General features: G+C 41.6%; 10 protein-coding genes and 2 pseudogenes. 2 read left to right on the top strand and 10 right to left on the bottom strand.

From position 1 onward, the window contains the following. Nucleotides 1–119: 119 nt before the first annotated feature. From ACL6C3_RS15320 to ACL6C3_RS15305, 4 genes and pseudogenes are all read right to left on the bottom strand, one after another. Nucleotides 120–1,235 carry a patatin-like phospholipase family protein gene (locus ACL6C3_RS15320; protein ID WP_413168080.1) on the bottom strand — a complete coding sequence of 372 codons (1,116 nt, stop codon included), beginning with the start codon at nucleotides 1,233–1,235 and terminating at the stop codon, nucleotides 120–122. Between the two features lie 741 nt (nucleotides 1,236–1,976). Next, the gene (locus ACL6C3_RS15315) at nucleotides 1,977–3,029 is read right to left on the bottom strand and encodes a calcium-binding protein (protein WP_413168079.1); all 1,053 of its coding nucleotides are present in this window, start codon (nucleotides 3,027–3,029) and stop codon (nucleotides 1,977–1,979) included. Further along, the gene (locus tag ACL6C3_RS15310; RefSeq protein WP_413168078.1) at nucleotides 2,990–3,526 is read right to left on the bottom strand and encodes a hypothetical protein; all 537 of its coding nucleotides are present in this window, start codon (nucleotides 3,524–3,526) and stop codon (nucleotides 2,990–2,992) included. Before ACL6C3_RS15310 ends, ACL6C3_RS15315 begins: the two co-directional genes overlap by 40 nt. Nucleotides 3,527–3,712: 186 nt before the next feature. Then, nucleotides 3,713–3,772, bottom strand: a pseudogene (locus tag ACL6C3_RS15305) (hypothetical protein); the annotation flags it as partial. Nucleotides 3,773–3,939: 167 nt separating this feature from the next. On the opposite strand from ACL6C3_RS15305, the pseudogene ACL6C3_RS15300 reads away from it, so the two are divergent. Next, nucleotides 3,940–5,216 (top strand): annotated as a pseudogene (locus ACL6C3_RS15300) (ISL3 family transposase). Between the two features lie 85 nt (nucleotides 5,217–5,301). Here ACL6C3_RS15300 and ACL6C3_RS15295 read toward each other — a convergent pair. From ACL6C3_RS15295 to ACL6C3_RS15285, 3 genes are read right to left on the bottom strand one after another with little or no spacing between them, the layout of a single operon-like run. Next, nucleotides 5,302–5,472, bottom strand: a complete 171-nt coding sequence (locus ACL6C3_RS15295; protein WP_413168077.1) for a hypothetical protein — start codon at nucleotides 5,470–5,472, stop codon at nucleotides 5,302–5,304. A 28-nt stretch (nucleotides 5,473–5,500) separates the two neighbouring features. Further along, nucleotides 5,501–5,956: a hypothetical protein gene (locus tag ACL6C3_RS15290; protein ID WP_413168076.1), complete on the bottom strand. Its 456-nt coding sequence runs from the start codon at nucleotides 5,954–5,956 to the stop codon at nucleotides 5,501–5,503. Continuing rightward, the gene (locus tag ACL6C3_RS15285; RefSeq protein ID WP_413168075.1) at nucleotides 5,953–7,314 is read right to left on the bottom strand and encodes a VWA domain-containing protein; all 1,362 of its coding nucleotides are present in this window, start codon (nucleotides 7,312–7,314) and stop codon (nucleotides 5,953–5,955) included. Before ACL6C3_RS15285 ends, ACL6C3_RS15290 begins: the two co-directional genes overlap by 4 nt. Before the next feature lie 966 nt (nucleotides 7,315–8,280). Here ACL6C3_RS15285 and ACL6C3_RS15280 point away from each other — a divergent pair. Next, the gene (locus tag ACL6C3_RS15280) at nucleotides 8,281–8,583 is read left to right on the top strand and encodes a transposase (RefSeq protein ID WP_413168074.1); all 303 of its coding nucleotides are present in this window, start codon (nucleotides 8,281–8,283) and stop codon (nucleotides 8,581–8,583) included. A 69-nt stretch (nucleotides 8,584–8,652) separates the two neighbouring features. Here ACL6C3_RS15280 and ACL6C3_RS15275 read toward each other — a convergent pair whose 3' ends face one another. The 3 genes from ACL6C3_RS15275 to ACL6C3_RS15265 are packed head-to-tail and all read right to left on the bottom strand — an operon-like array spanning nucleotide 8,653 to nucleotide 12,809. Then, nucleotides 8,653–8,907: a hypothetical protein gene (locus ACL6C3_RS15275; protein WP_413168072.1), complete on the bottom strand. Its 255-nt coding sequence runs from the start codon at nucleotides 8,905–8,907 to the stop codon at nucleotides 8,653–8,655. A 42-nt stretch (nucleotides 8,908–8,949) separates the two neighbouring features. Continuing rightward, a complete protein-coding gene (locus ACL6C3_RS15270; RefSeq protein ID WP_413168071.1) occupies nucleotides 8,950–11,544 on the bottom strand; it encodes a WD40 repeat domain-containing protein in 2,595 nt (864 codons plus the stop codon). Beyond that, nucleotides 11,541–12,809 carry a caspase family protein gene (locus tag ACL6C3_RS15265; protein WP_413168070.1) on the bottom strand — a complete coding sequence of 423 codons (1,269 nt, stop codon included), beginning with the start codon at nucleotides 12,807–12,809 and terminating at the stop codon, nucleotides 11,541–11,543. The genes ACL6C3_RS15270 and ACL6C3_RS15265 overlap by 4 nt, the downstream gene beginning before the upstream one ends. Nucleotides 12,810–12,845: the final 36 nt, after the last annotated feature.

Below are 12,845 nucleotides of genomic sequence, written 5' to 3'. Positions count from 1 at the left end.
AGATTCCCGCTCACTAGGAACTGCACCGATTGAGAATAGGGAGAATTAAAAGGGTATTAAATTGAGATTTTCAATGACACAGTATCGGTCAAATACTGGCAAATAGAAAACAGGTAATTTTAGGTCAGTTCTTCAACAACTTTTTGCACCTTATCTCGATACTCTTTGGTTTTCATATAATCATCGGCAGCTTCTTCTAAAGCTATCATGTTTTTTTCATTGGCACTAAATGTACTTACATCTTCTTTCAAGAAAGGTTGAAATCTTACATAGTCATTTTCTTGTTCAAGAAGTTGTTCGACAATGTAATCTGTTGCATCGCTGGAACCATCCGTAAAGACATCCATTAAAGGAATATTTCTAATTAAACTCGCCCAATTTAAAGCCCCCCATCCTTGTGATTGCCGGATTGTAATTCGATGTAAGCCTGCACCCACTCCAAAAGATACAACTAAACTCGGAAATCGTTTGAAAACTTTTCGACATTCAGCAATAGCACAAAGTACAGGATTATTGGCAACTAGACCCCCATCAATAAATGGAAGACCTTCATTGGGAATTTTTAAGTTAGACTTTTTGCCAAATTTTTTCGCCTGTTCAGCTTGTTTTTTGAGTCCATAAATAAAATTGTCATTATTAATCAGATGAGCCGGAAAAGCAACAGGAGCAGAACAAGATGCTTTACAAACTTCCCAAACTGGTAAACTTTTGTAGAGGTCGTCTTTATTTTTAAACACTGTTGCTCGACGATTATAGACATCATAGCTGGGAATAATCACTAAAGGTTTAAGCTCCCCGAATAGCTGTTCCGAAAAATTTTCTCTGAGTACCTCCTCCAAGCCTTTGTCATCATAAACAGGTTGACTCATCATCTTCTTAATATTTGCATTGTCTACATCTAAAACATTGAAGGGATTGAAAGTAGTCCAATCTACATCTTGTTCTAGGAATCTTTGAATCAAACTGAATAAAGTTGATTTAGGGTCAGGAAAAATTCGATTTCCGTCGCCTTTAAAAAAACTTCTAATCTCTAGTGCAGATATTCCCTGGGCGACTGCTAGGGCAATAATACTTCCCGAAGATGTTCCTGCAATAATATCGAAATAGTCTCTTAGCTCTTTATCAGGATTGATTGCTTTCAGTTTATCTTCAACTTCTTCTAACATTGTGGCAGTTAAAAGTCCTCGAATGCCGCTACCATCAAAATAAAGAATTCGGCGAGATCTTTCAAACATTTTAGTTACTCCAATTGCGAATTATGTAGCTAAAAAACTAAGTGTCAAACCCAAAGCCATTGACCATCTAAATTAATTGCCTATTCCCAAATTGTTTAACTTTTGTGATGCGAGAGTTATCCCGTATAAGGGCAGTTTCGTTTAAATGCTCAATGGCTTATTTTAGAGAACATTTCAGCAAAAAACAAACCATATAAAAAACTGTATGACGTTTTTTGCCTTTTTCTTGTTTTCTCCTAACTTCATCTTGATGTATCTTCTACTGTTCTAGCAGATAAGTATAAATACTAATCCCATTTATTTACATTTCTTATTTATTTTCCGGTGATTACTTTCCCAAGGGCATTTCTCCCGATTTTCTCACTAAAGCAAGTCAATAAACCGCTTGGATGCCGCAACTCCCTTAAAGGCTTAGAAATCGGGGTTTGAGTAGCAACAGATAGTAGTCAGATGCGGATTACCCAAATTCAAACTGTTGAACCTTTGTGGCTCTCAACTTGTCAGAATAATCCAAATTTGCCAGCAATGTGAAAAAGTTTTAAAGACTCAACGACCGCGATTTAACTTGGCGCGATCGCCAACTGATGAAGCGAAAAAACGCTTGGCGCAGAATTTCCCATCTTTCGCGTCATAACGAACCAATGGTGGTTCAACAATTCGGCTGATTATCCCCCTCGGTTAATCACCCCAGATCAACAAGAGACTAACTCAAATTCACGAGTTAGTCTCGAACAATTGAAATTAGAACAAACTAGCGAAATCGTCTGCTGTAATTAGACTGGCGTTAACATTCTCAACTGTTGCTAACAGTTCCTCTCCCAACTTAATTAGAGTTGAACCATTTTCTTCGACAATACTCAACTGAACGAACGTTAAGCCACCATCGAGAACAAACGCATCTTCGGTATCGACAAAATCGGTAATCAAGTCCGAACCCTCTCCACTGCGGAGTAAAAAGCGATCGCGTCCCTGATTTCCAGTTAAGGTATCATTACCTTCAGCACCGATAAGTAAATCATCTCCGGCACCGCCAAGCAATTGGTCATCATCGGAAGCCCCATCGAGAGTATCATCACCTTGACCGCCTTCTAAGAAGTCGTTACCTTCATTACCATCAATGAGGTCATTTCCTAAGTCGCCGTAAAGGGTATCATTACCTTGATTACCTGAAATCGTGTCATTATTTTGACCGCCATAAATCAGGTCATTACCCTCATTTCCTTCAATTAAATCATTGCCAATATTACCAAAGATGGTATCATTTCCGCTTCCTCCCATCAGGCTATCACCATCTTGACCGCCATAAATCATGTCCTGACCCTCACCACCATCAACCAAGTCAGAACCCAAGTTACCGTTTAACCAGTCATCACCATTACCACCTGTGAGGGTATCGCTGTTTTGACCGCCAAACACGGTATCGGCACCTTCGCCACCATCAAGGAAATCCGAACCTTTGTTTCCGTTCAACCAGTCGTCGCCATCGGAACCAAAAACAAGGTCGTCATCTTTTCCAGCATGAATGGTATCGTTACCTTCTCCGCCATCAACAGTATCATTGCCTTGGTTGGTGCTGATCCAGTCGTTGTCATCGCCACCGTTAACCCGATCATCACCTGCAAGAGCAACAATTTCATTATCTGTCCCATCACCAACAATAACATCTGCGCCATCAGTGGCTTCACGGTTAGAATTACCAGAACTCAAATTAGCCGCAGTGTTAGACGGTGTTACGGGTAAAGCGATCGCAGCAATTAAGCTTTCAGGTTCGTATAAATCAACTTCTTTTCCCAATTACCATCTACTCGACCATCATCATCAACGCCTGTTACTGTTACAGTCTGAGGTTGATTCCAGTTTTCGGGAGTAAAGGTGAGGCGATCAACAGAAATTGTATTTTCGGCTTCAGATAGGGTACTCAGAGCAATAACAATGTTAGCTGTGGGTGGAGTCGCCAAAACAACTGTAAATTCGGCGCTTTCTCCATCTTCGCTGGTCATTAATTCCCCTTTAGGAAAATTAGTGATGAAACTTTCTGCATATTGGGTTACTGTTAATTGGGGAGTGATTGGTGTTAAATCTTCTTCAAGATTTAGGTAGCCTTGGTCTGGCAAGTTTAAGTTAAGGATATCTTCTCCATTAAGATTGGCAACGGTTTCCATAAATCCTGTGCCAGCTTGATTAGTTGAACTGGCGAAGAAATCTAAGACGAATAAATCATCTTTAGCTTTAGCAACACCGTCTTTATTGAGGTCAATCACTAAAGTTTTGTCCCGACGTTCCAAACCCATCTGTCCTGCGGTTAATGGGGAAGGGGAAAGGAAGGCTGAATTTCCTGCTGTTGGGTTATCGATGTTTACAGAAGTTCCTAATTCGAGAAGATCAGTTCCTTCGGTATCTTGAATTTGGCTACCTGCCGCTTGAGTAGGATCAAGTTGGTAAAGATCGTCACCTGCACCGGCTTTGAGAGTGTCTGCTCCTGCTGTTCCTGCTAGGGTATCGTTGAGGTTTCCGCCATAGAGATGATCTCCATAGATAGTTCCGGTGAGGTTAAATCGTTCGATATTCCTGTAATTGATTAAACTAGGCCCCCAAAGTGATAGCTGAAGAGCTTGTTCCGGTTGACAATTAAGCGATATGTGCTGTTAACTGAAATCAGAAAAAGAGTAAATCAGTAATAATGGCTTCAAAAAAGGAAATTAAAATGCTCACAGAAATTCTGGAGCTAGAAGGAGTAAAAGTAGTGTCACGTTATCAGCATAAAGGGATTGGAATAATTTTAGAGATAGAGCCAATCCATCAGTAAAGTATTTGCCCTCGTTGTGGGGAAAAAAGTCATAAATTGCATCAAAACCATAGATATATAATTAAAGATATACCTTGGGGATAATCGCCAGTATTTTTGGAAATAAATAGAAGGCAGTTAAAATGTAAGAAATGTAAAAAGCCGTTTAGTGAGGATTTAGAGTTCGTGGGAAAAAGAAGGACTTATACAAAAAGATTGGCGGATAGAATCCTACAAGAAGTTTTAGAAAAGGACATAAACATTGTTGCCCAAAAAGGGTTAGTCACAACAGAAGAAATAGAAAGAATGTCATCCGTTCACCGCCGCAGAATCGGCGGGGAATCGCGGATGACTCGATTCCCGAGTTAAAAGACGCATCATCAGAATTAGCCGAGTTAAAACCCGCAGATTTAAAAAAGCTAGGAATTGATGAAATAGCATTGATTAAAGGAAAAGGGAATTATTGTGCAGTTTTCATAGATTTAGAGAAGTCAAAATTAATAGCCCTACTCGCAGGAAGAACAACTGATGAAATCAAAAAAGTATTGATGGGATGGGGGAAAGAAGTGTTAGAAAAGATAGAGGAAGTTAGCATAGCTCTGTGGAAAGGATACAAAAGCTTAGTCTTAAAACTCATGCCAAATGCTCAAGTTGTAGCGGATAGATTTCATGTAATGGTACAAATCAATCAGGAGTTAGATAAGCAAAGGAAACAAGAAAGGCTGAAGGCAGAAAATTTGCTAAAAACGGCTAAGTCGGAATTGGAAAAAGTAAATTCCGAAAAAGTTTTAGCAGGATTGAAGAAGAGTAAATATGCCCTTTTGAAGAATGAAAAAGATTTGAATGAACAACAAAGCCAGAAACTAGCCGAAGTGAAAGAGGTTTCTCCCCTCCTGAAAAGGATGCACGAATTCAAAGAAAAAATTCGTCAAATCTTTGAGGAAACAAATGATTGGTTAGTGAGATTATGGCAATTAGGGAGGTGGTTAGATGAAGCTCAAAAATATTTCCCAAACAGTCAAAAGACAATTATTCGATGGCTAGATGAAATTATTGCTTACTTTGATCATAGAACAACCAGTGGTGTAGTTGAGGGAATTAATAACAAGCTGAAACTGATTAAACGTTCGGCTTATGGATTCAGAAATTTTAAAAACTTTCAATCAAGATGTTTACTGAATTGGAATTTTAACTAAATTTTTAGCATACTAGGTACTGAAGAACCAAGTTTTCTACTCCTTTCTCTCCTAAATCATTATATTTCTTGACAATTTCTTTCCCCTACTCATAACTGATTCCTACTGCGATCGCCGCCTGTTTAATTGTCCATTCCAAAGACACTTTCCACAAGAGATGCCATCTTCTCGATTCGACTGCATCTTGATTTTTTATGTACTTTTGTTTCAGTTCGGAAGAACTATAATGGTTAGCTAGAGTCGCTTTTTTCGGCATTCATCTGTTCCTCGTTACCTTTCCTTTATTATACAAAGGTTTTGTCAACCGGATTTCGTATAACAGAATGTTGTTCGACCGTTGGGTTGTTCAATAATCCCGTAAAATCTGTACGGATTTTCAAGTCTGTAGGCGTTCCTTCACCGATAACCAATCCAACAGTATCCTCACCCGGCTTCCCTGAGCGATTATTAGCTGTTAAACGACCATTACCACCCCACAAAAGAGCATCTTCATCTGAATCTAAAATGCTCTCATTAGAAAGTTCGTCATTATTAAGGGGGCGACTAATCGGCAGATTATCTAAATCCAACCCAATTCGTGGATTGAACACAATACCCGGATCGTCAATGGGATCGAAAATAATACCCGGCTTATTATCAATAATTCCCGGAATAGAAGAACCTGAATCAATGACAACAGGCGGTAATTCCACATCAAGCACTTCGATATTAAGTGAGGTTTGTTTGAGGTTGGAACTCACTTTATACTGTTGGGTGTAGCTACCATATTAACAACAAAAGTATAAGTCCCCGGAATTTTGGTGTCTACAAATCGACTAGAATAAAATCCACCATTGGCTGATTCAGTTAACTCAATCGAGTCAAGTTTTATAGCAGAAAGCGGATTCTCGTCACCGAATTTATTCTGCAATGCAATTGTCATCCGTTCTCGCAAACCCAAAGGTTCACCTTGAATTTCAACCGGAACTTTTTTTAAATCATCCTCACTGACAACTCCTGATGAGAGCAAATTTCCTAAATCAACGGTGGGAGCCGTTACCGATACACTGACAGAAGCTTCACGAATCGGAACTTGATTATTTTCCTCTAAAATAACTTGCAGAGGAATCGCTTCTCCTGAATTAAAGAAGCCGTCAGATACTAGGGGAGGCACAAAGTCTAAATGAACGGTAGACTGACCAATGGCAGAAGCCGAATAAGTAACCGTCGAATTATTGGGGTTACGAATTACCATTTCCCAGGTTTCTGCGTGATCGGTGTTGGTTTGTGCAACAATGGGAAGGTGAACTTGGTAAATATCATGGGTGGGCGCATCAATGTAGGAAATGCGATCGCCAAATAAACCAAAGTTATCCGCATTAATTTCTAATCCCGAAGGACTGCGTAATGCTAAATCTAAAGGAAACTCAGGATTATCACTGGTGAGAATAAAAGAAACTACCCCATCCTGTTCGCCTAATGTGATATCAACCGTATGAGTTTCACCGGGTTCAATGTCATCAATCGGGTCTACAATGACATCAGAACTAATCGCTCCCGCTACAGCATTAACGAAGAACTTATCGAGTTCTAAGGCGCTTTCAGTCACTTGGTAAAACCCTTGCTCGCCGACGTTGGTTAAAGTTTGCAATAGATCCACATCAATTCCCGCATTACCGCTTGCTCCTTCGGTTCCAAAACCAACAGAAAAGACTTTCACATCTTCATCGTCAAATTGTTGAAGGAAAGTCGCATCAGTGGGGTTGCCGCCTGTTGTTGGCATTCCATCAGAAAGAAAAACAATCACACGGCGATGGTCTTCTCCATCGGGAGCATCTGTTAATAAATCAAGTCCTTCTTGCAATGCACCTTGAATATTGGTTAAACCGCCAGGACTGAGGTTATTGACTTCGTTTTTAGCATCATTAATGTTACTAGAAGTAATCTCAGTTAAGACATCTCCCGGCCCAAAATCGGTGCTGACACTACTTGCAAAACTGATTTCACCCAAGCGATCGCCTGCATTTAACCGCATTAAATCCAGAAATAAATTGGCAGAGTCTTGCAGCAATTCAATTTTTGGTCGGAAACCGCTAGAAACCGGAACCTCTGATGCCATACTGCCACTGCACCTGCTTGTACGTTAAAGCCAACAACTCGCGCTTTCCAATGACCTAATTCTAAATCGCCGCTATCAACGAATACCTGTTCAACATTGTTGAGGTGGTCTTTACCCCGTCTGGCGACCCAATCTCCGGTTCCCGTTAAAGCATTGGCGGGGATGTAGTCATTGGTGGTTGCGGGTGTTGTCGTTGCCGTAATAGTTTGATTAATTTGAATGGCTGTACCCGGAGGTTGAGCGTCGTTCGGGATTGGATTTCCTAAACCATCAACAATGGTATGACCAAGCTGCCAGGGATAATAAATCGTACCATCTGGGGCAATTATAGCGCTTCGCGCTCGTCTAGTTACAAGGTAGAATAGGATAAGTCCAAGAAAAAGAGGTAGGAAATTTTATGGCGATCGCATGAGCGTGAAGATTTACGAGTCCGTGCTTTAGAGTGGCTCAAGAATGGGATATCAATTAGTCAAGTAAGTCGAGGACTGACGCATTAGTCGTCCAACTCTTTATAGATGGAAAGACCAGGTGGAGAAAACAGGTTCAACGGCTCCTATGAAGAGCGTTCCCCCTCCTCAACCGTCAAAAATCAAAGATTGGAATAGATTTACTGAATTTGTAGATCTTAATGCAGATAAAACTCAGCAATGTTCTAGCACAACTCTGGGGAGGGGTAAGCCATCATACAATTAGTAGAGCCTTGAAAAAACTGGGTTATACCCGAAAAAAAAACGGATTTATTATCAAGAAAGAAGTGAAGAAGCCAGACGTGAATTTAAACGAAAACTAGAGAGTTATCAGGATAAAAAGGTAATAGATGTAGATGAAAGTGGAATAGATAACAATGAAACTTACCCTTATGGATGGAGTAAAAAAGGGACAAGATTTTACAGCATTCGACCCGGAAAACGTCAATAAAGATTGAGTATAATTGGTGCTTTGTGTGAAGACCAATTTTTCGCGACCATGGTGTATCAGGGATATTGTACGGCTAAAGTTATTGAAATTTGGTTGGAAAAAAGCTTATTGCCCCACGTTCTTGCTCCGGCAGTAATTATTATGGATAATGCCCCCTTTCATAACTCCCTAAAAATTAGACAATTAATTGAAAAAGCCGGATGTGAATTGTTATTTTTACCTCCCGATTCTCCCGATTTTAACCCAATAGAACATTGGTGGCAAAAAGTCAAAACGGCTATTAGAAAAGAACTGCCTAAGTATGAGTTTAATATTCACAAAGCTACAGATGCCGCATTTCAGCATTTGTAAATATACCAGCGCGAAGCGCTATAGTATACTAGATACTAAAAAACCAAGATTTTTTGATATCAATTACGACTAACCTTTGATACCATTGCACAAACGACGGTCGCCGTTGTTTAGGTCAGAATTATATTTTAAATAATCCCGTACCCAACTACAAGCCTGCTGCATTAGTAATTCATCAGATGATTGAATCGCCCAAGTTTTCTCGCTTCCGTCTTTTCCCAAAGTTGTGAGAAATTGACCATCTTCACTCAAGCTAATACTTGTAATAAAAGATTGTCGAGTTTGCCATTGTGCTAGGGGCAGTTGTGCATTTTCGTCTGGCAAATTCCACAGGAGTACGCGACCTTTGCTATCACTGCTAATAATTTATTGAGAATCCGGACTAAACATTACTGAACTAACTTCTGGCCCGTAAATTTGAAATATTCTGATCGATTTACCGTCCAAGTTCCACACCCGAATTGTACCGTCTTCACCCCCACTAACGATTTTCTCACTATTAGAACTAAAGGCAACACTATTAACCTTACCTAAATGCCCTTCAAATTTTTTAAAAAGCCGATCTTGCGAGTCGTACAAGCCGATGATACCATCTTTGTTGCCAACCACTTTTTTCTTTCCATCCGGACTCAAACTCACATTTCTTGTATACCTTTTGGGTTCTGAACGGTCGAATTCTCTGGATATAAATTCTACAGGCTGTAAATTCCAAATCCGAACCATTGTGTCATCACTGCTACTTGCCAATTGCCGATCATCTGGACTCAAACTCACACTTCTAACGGGTCCTTTGTGACCGACAAATTTTTCTAACTCCTGACCTTGCAAATTCAAAACTCGAACTGTTCCATCTCCCCCGGCGATCGCTATCTGTTGACCATCTGAAGTGAATTGAACATCCCAAAGTTTACCTTGTTTGGTATTCCACTCTTTAATTATTGACGCTTGTTTTCCTTTAATACTCCACACCCGGACAATGCTATCTTCTCCCGTACCGACCAGAAATTGACCATCCGGGCTAAAACAGAGACTTGTTAAAGGCTTTTGAGAAGATATAACTGTTTTTAATTCCTCACCTTGCAAGTTCCATAAGCGCACTGTACCATCATCCGAAGCACTTGCTATATATTGACCATTTGGGTGAAAACTTAGGCTTTTTACAGAGTTTAAATGTCCTTTGAATTCTCTCAATAATTCACCCTGCAAGTTCCATAAACGAATCGTACCATTATCTGCCGCACTGACTACCAACTCTCCATCGGGGTCAAATTGAACATCCTGCAATTTACCTTGTTTAGTATTCCATTGTTTGACTAACTGACCCTGCAAAGTCCACAAACCGATCAATCCATTATCTCCGACGGTTACTAATAATTGCCCTTGAGGACTATATTGAACACTTCTGATCGAACCTCCCTGTTCCCCAAATTCCTGCAATTTCTCACCCGGCAAATTCCACAAGCGAACTTTACCATCATCTCCACTCGTTGCTAATTGCCGACCATCTGGGCTATGTACCACGCTTCTAACGGGACGTTCGTGACCCTGTAAACGATTCCGTTCTCTAACAGTATATATTGCGGTTTGCAGGGTTCCTTCTATTTTTCGCTGTAGCTGAGAATTTGGAGGAAAAAGTTTTAACAGGGGATTTTTTAGCGTATTTCCTGCTTGTAAAATCTCAACCATGCTATCTAAAGATTGATTGTCAGCCAAGTTAATTTCTGCCGACGATCTCAGAGTCCTGGCTTCTCTGATCTGAGAGCCTCTTTGATAAAGCAGCGCCGCAGTTGTTAACCCACTTAAACTCAGAATTACACCAATGGCAATCCGCCGTCGCCAACTGACATTCTGACGTTTCTTCTGAATACTTTTTTGAACAAATTCTGCTTCTACCTCATTAAACCAATTATCATTGGAGTTTAAAGTTTCATTTAAGACCTCCAGATAAGGATTCGCATTCCAGAGAAATTGCACGGATTTCTCTCTCCAACGTCCCTGTTGATCGGGTGTCTGCTGCCATCGCCGAACAACCTGTTCTGAAATTTGATTGACTAAACTCTCAATCGTCGAAAGTTGCCCATCTAACCAGTTGAGAACCCGATCCGCCCGTTTGAAAATTGGCGTTTGTTCATCATTATTCTGGGTTTTGAGACTCTCCCATTCGAGAGCCGCCTGAGTCAGACGTCGCTGCAACGTTAACTGTTCTTCCGCCTGCTTCTGCCAAATCAAGAGCTTTTCCCAACCTCTGACGAGAGCATCATGGGCGGGTTCAAAGTAAGTGCTGTGATTCGCATCAGTTCCCACAACGATCAGGCGAGAGTTCAAAAACTGTTGAATAACCCGTTTGACCCTGGTATTTTCGGGTTCTGGATAGTTCAGTTCGGACTCGGGTACTTTTCGGCGAGCCAGTTCTCCCCCCACTGCTACCATCGGCAGCATCACATTCCGAATGGTTTGAGCGTAGGTTGAGTCCTGATTCACCAAAGCATGGTATTCCCAATCAGCCCGTTGGGTCAGCGATCGCGTCACTCCGCCCAACTCGTGATAATCGCTCAGAGTAATTGCACGCTCAATGGTGTTACCTCGCAGTTTCGCCTGCTCTTGTCGATGCAGATACTTCAGGTAAAGCTCGCTGAGAGCAAACGACAGTAGCGGTAATGCTCCCGGCATATTCACCACTTCATCAATCAACTGCCCGACAAGGTTATGGGGTTCAAAGAAGATTACCCGCTTGTAAGCAGGTTCTTCAATGGCTTCTCGCAGTTCTTCGCGGCCCATTTCTGGAACAATAAATCGACTGCTTGTCCAGTAAGGTTCCAAAGGGGTATTGCGAAACTGGGGTTCAAAGTCCGATCTCAAGGTGATGAGAAGATGAAACTGTTTGGGGTAGGCAGACAGAGCCGTTGCTAAAATTTCTAGAAACCGTTCTCGTTCTTGTCGATCTTGACAAAGGGTAATCAACTCTTCAAATTGATCGACCGCGAGTTTGACACGAGCTTGAGAGTCTTTCTTGAATACCTTACCTTTCCTAAACTCTCGGAGACATCGCCCGGTTGATTGATGGTCGGCAAATTGGCTGAAGCGAGGGCATTGTTGAGCGCCTTCAACGGAGAATCTCCCGGTCGAAAGATCGGCAAGATAGACCAGGATATATCTCGGTCATGGCGCAACTGGGGAATTAATCCGGCTTTCACCAGACTGGATTTTCCCGAACCGGAAGCCCCTAAAACGACGGTTAGGTTGTGCTGAAGAAAAAACTGATAGAGATTTTGGGTAATTGTCTTTCGACCAAAGAACAAATCTTGGTGTTCTTCTTCAAAAGATTGTAAACCTCGATAGGGATTTTTAGATTCATCCAACGGGGGAGCGGGAGGTAAATTCAGTTGATGTCCGGGGGTGAAAAAAATGTATTCGCCCTTGTCATGTTTTTTGAGGGGATGAATTCCAGGCGTTTGACGGACTGCCCGTGCTGTCGTGACAATTTCAATGCGATCGCGTAAATAGAGGTAAAGTTCTGTTGCCGTAACCACCCCATCTCCTGCGGACTTGCCGGGTTGGACCGGAGGATAAGTATCGGCTTTTCCCGCCAATGCTTCGATCAAGGCAACTGCGAAGGGAGAATGCTTTCTGGCTTGACCGCGTAACCCTTCTTGCAAATTGAAGACATCAAAGGCTTCCTGGTCGTGAGCGGCGGACGTAATAATCTGCCAAGCCGGGTCTTGGATAAAGCGATCGAAGCGTTCCCGATGCAGGACACCCACTTCAAGAGGAATTAACTTTCGCATACTCGACCACCGAAACGTTCCCGCAAAGCAACAGTCCAGAATGCCTAAAAAATGGCGGCAGGGCAGTTTCAGTAAGGCATCGTGAATTTGTGACATCGGCAGGTAGGTGCTGACATCCCCCAATCGAGCATCCTGGGGAATGAGATAGCCTTCCGGCTCATCTTCACCGTTGAGTGCGATTCCGTGTCCGGCAAAGTAAAACAATAGACGGTCATTGGCTGCAATCTGTTTGGGCAGCACCTCCTCAAACAAATGAATGAAGCTATTTCGTTGAGCCTGTTGATTTAAAAGCAAGTCAACTTTATAGTCGTGTTGAGTTTGCAAAATCTTTGCCAAAGTTTGGGCATCATTAACGGGTGTTTTCAGGGTCGGAACCCCATCTTGATAGTTATTAATTCCGATAACAACTGCCAGATTGCGTTGAAATATTGGGGAAGACATGGCATTGCTCCTGTTTAAGCTTTTAAGGATTTACGG

This window comes from Capilliphycus salinus ALCB114379, assembly GCF_047276495.1.
Taxonomy (GTDB): Bacteria; Cyanobacteriota; Cyanobacteriia; order Cyanobacteriales; family Microcoleaceae; genus Capilliphycus; species Capilliphycus salinus.
The sequence above is the reverse complement of the archived record's forward strand: the minus strand, read 5'-3'. Positions and strand labels throughout refer to the sequence as shown.

Excerpts from the sequence above, each read along its gene's own strand:
- ACL6C3_RS15320 (WP_413168080.1), bottom strand. The coding sequence starts at position 1,235 with ATGTTTGAAAGATCTCGCCGAATTCTTTATTTTGATGGTAGCGGCATT.
- ACL6C3_RS15295 (WP_413168077.1), bottom strand. The coding sequence starts at position 5,472 with ATGCCGAAAAAAGCGACTCTAGCTAACCATTATAGTTCTTCCGAACTG.
- ACL6C3_RS15280 (WP_413168074.1), top strand. The coding sequence starts at position 8,281 with ATGGTGTATCAGGGATATTGTACGGCTAAAGTTATTGAAATTTGGTTG.
- ACL6C3_RS15310 (WP_413168078.1), bottom strand. The coding sequence starts at position 3,526 with ATGGGTTTGGAACGTCGGGACAAAACTTTAGTGATTGACCTCAATAAA.
- ACL6C3_RS15265 (WP_413168070.1), bottom strand. The coding sequence starts at position 12,809 with ATGTCTTCCCCAATATTTCAACGCAATCTGGCAGTTGTTATCGGAATT.
- ACL6C3_RS15285 (WP_413168075.1), bottom strand. The coding sequence starts at position 7,314 with ATGGCATCAGAGGTTCCGGTTTCTAGCGGTTTCCGACCAAAAATTGAA.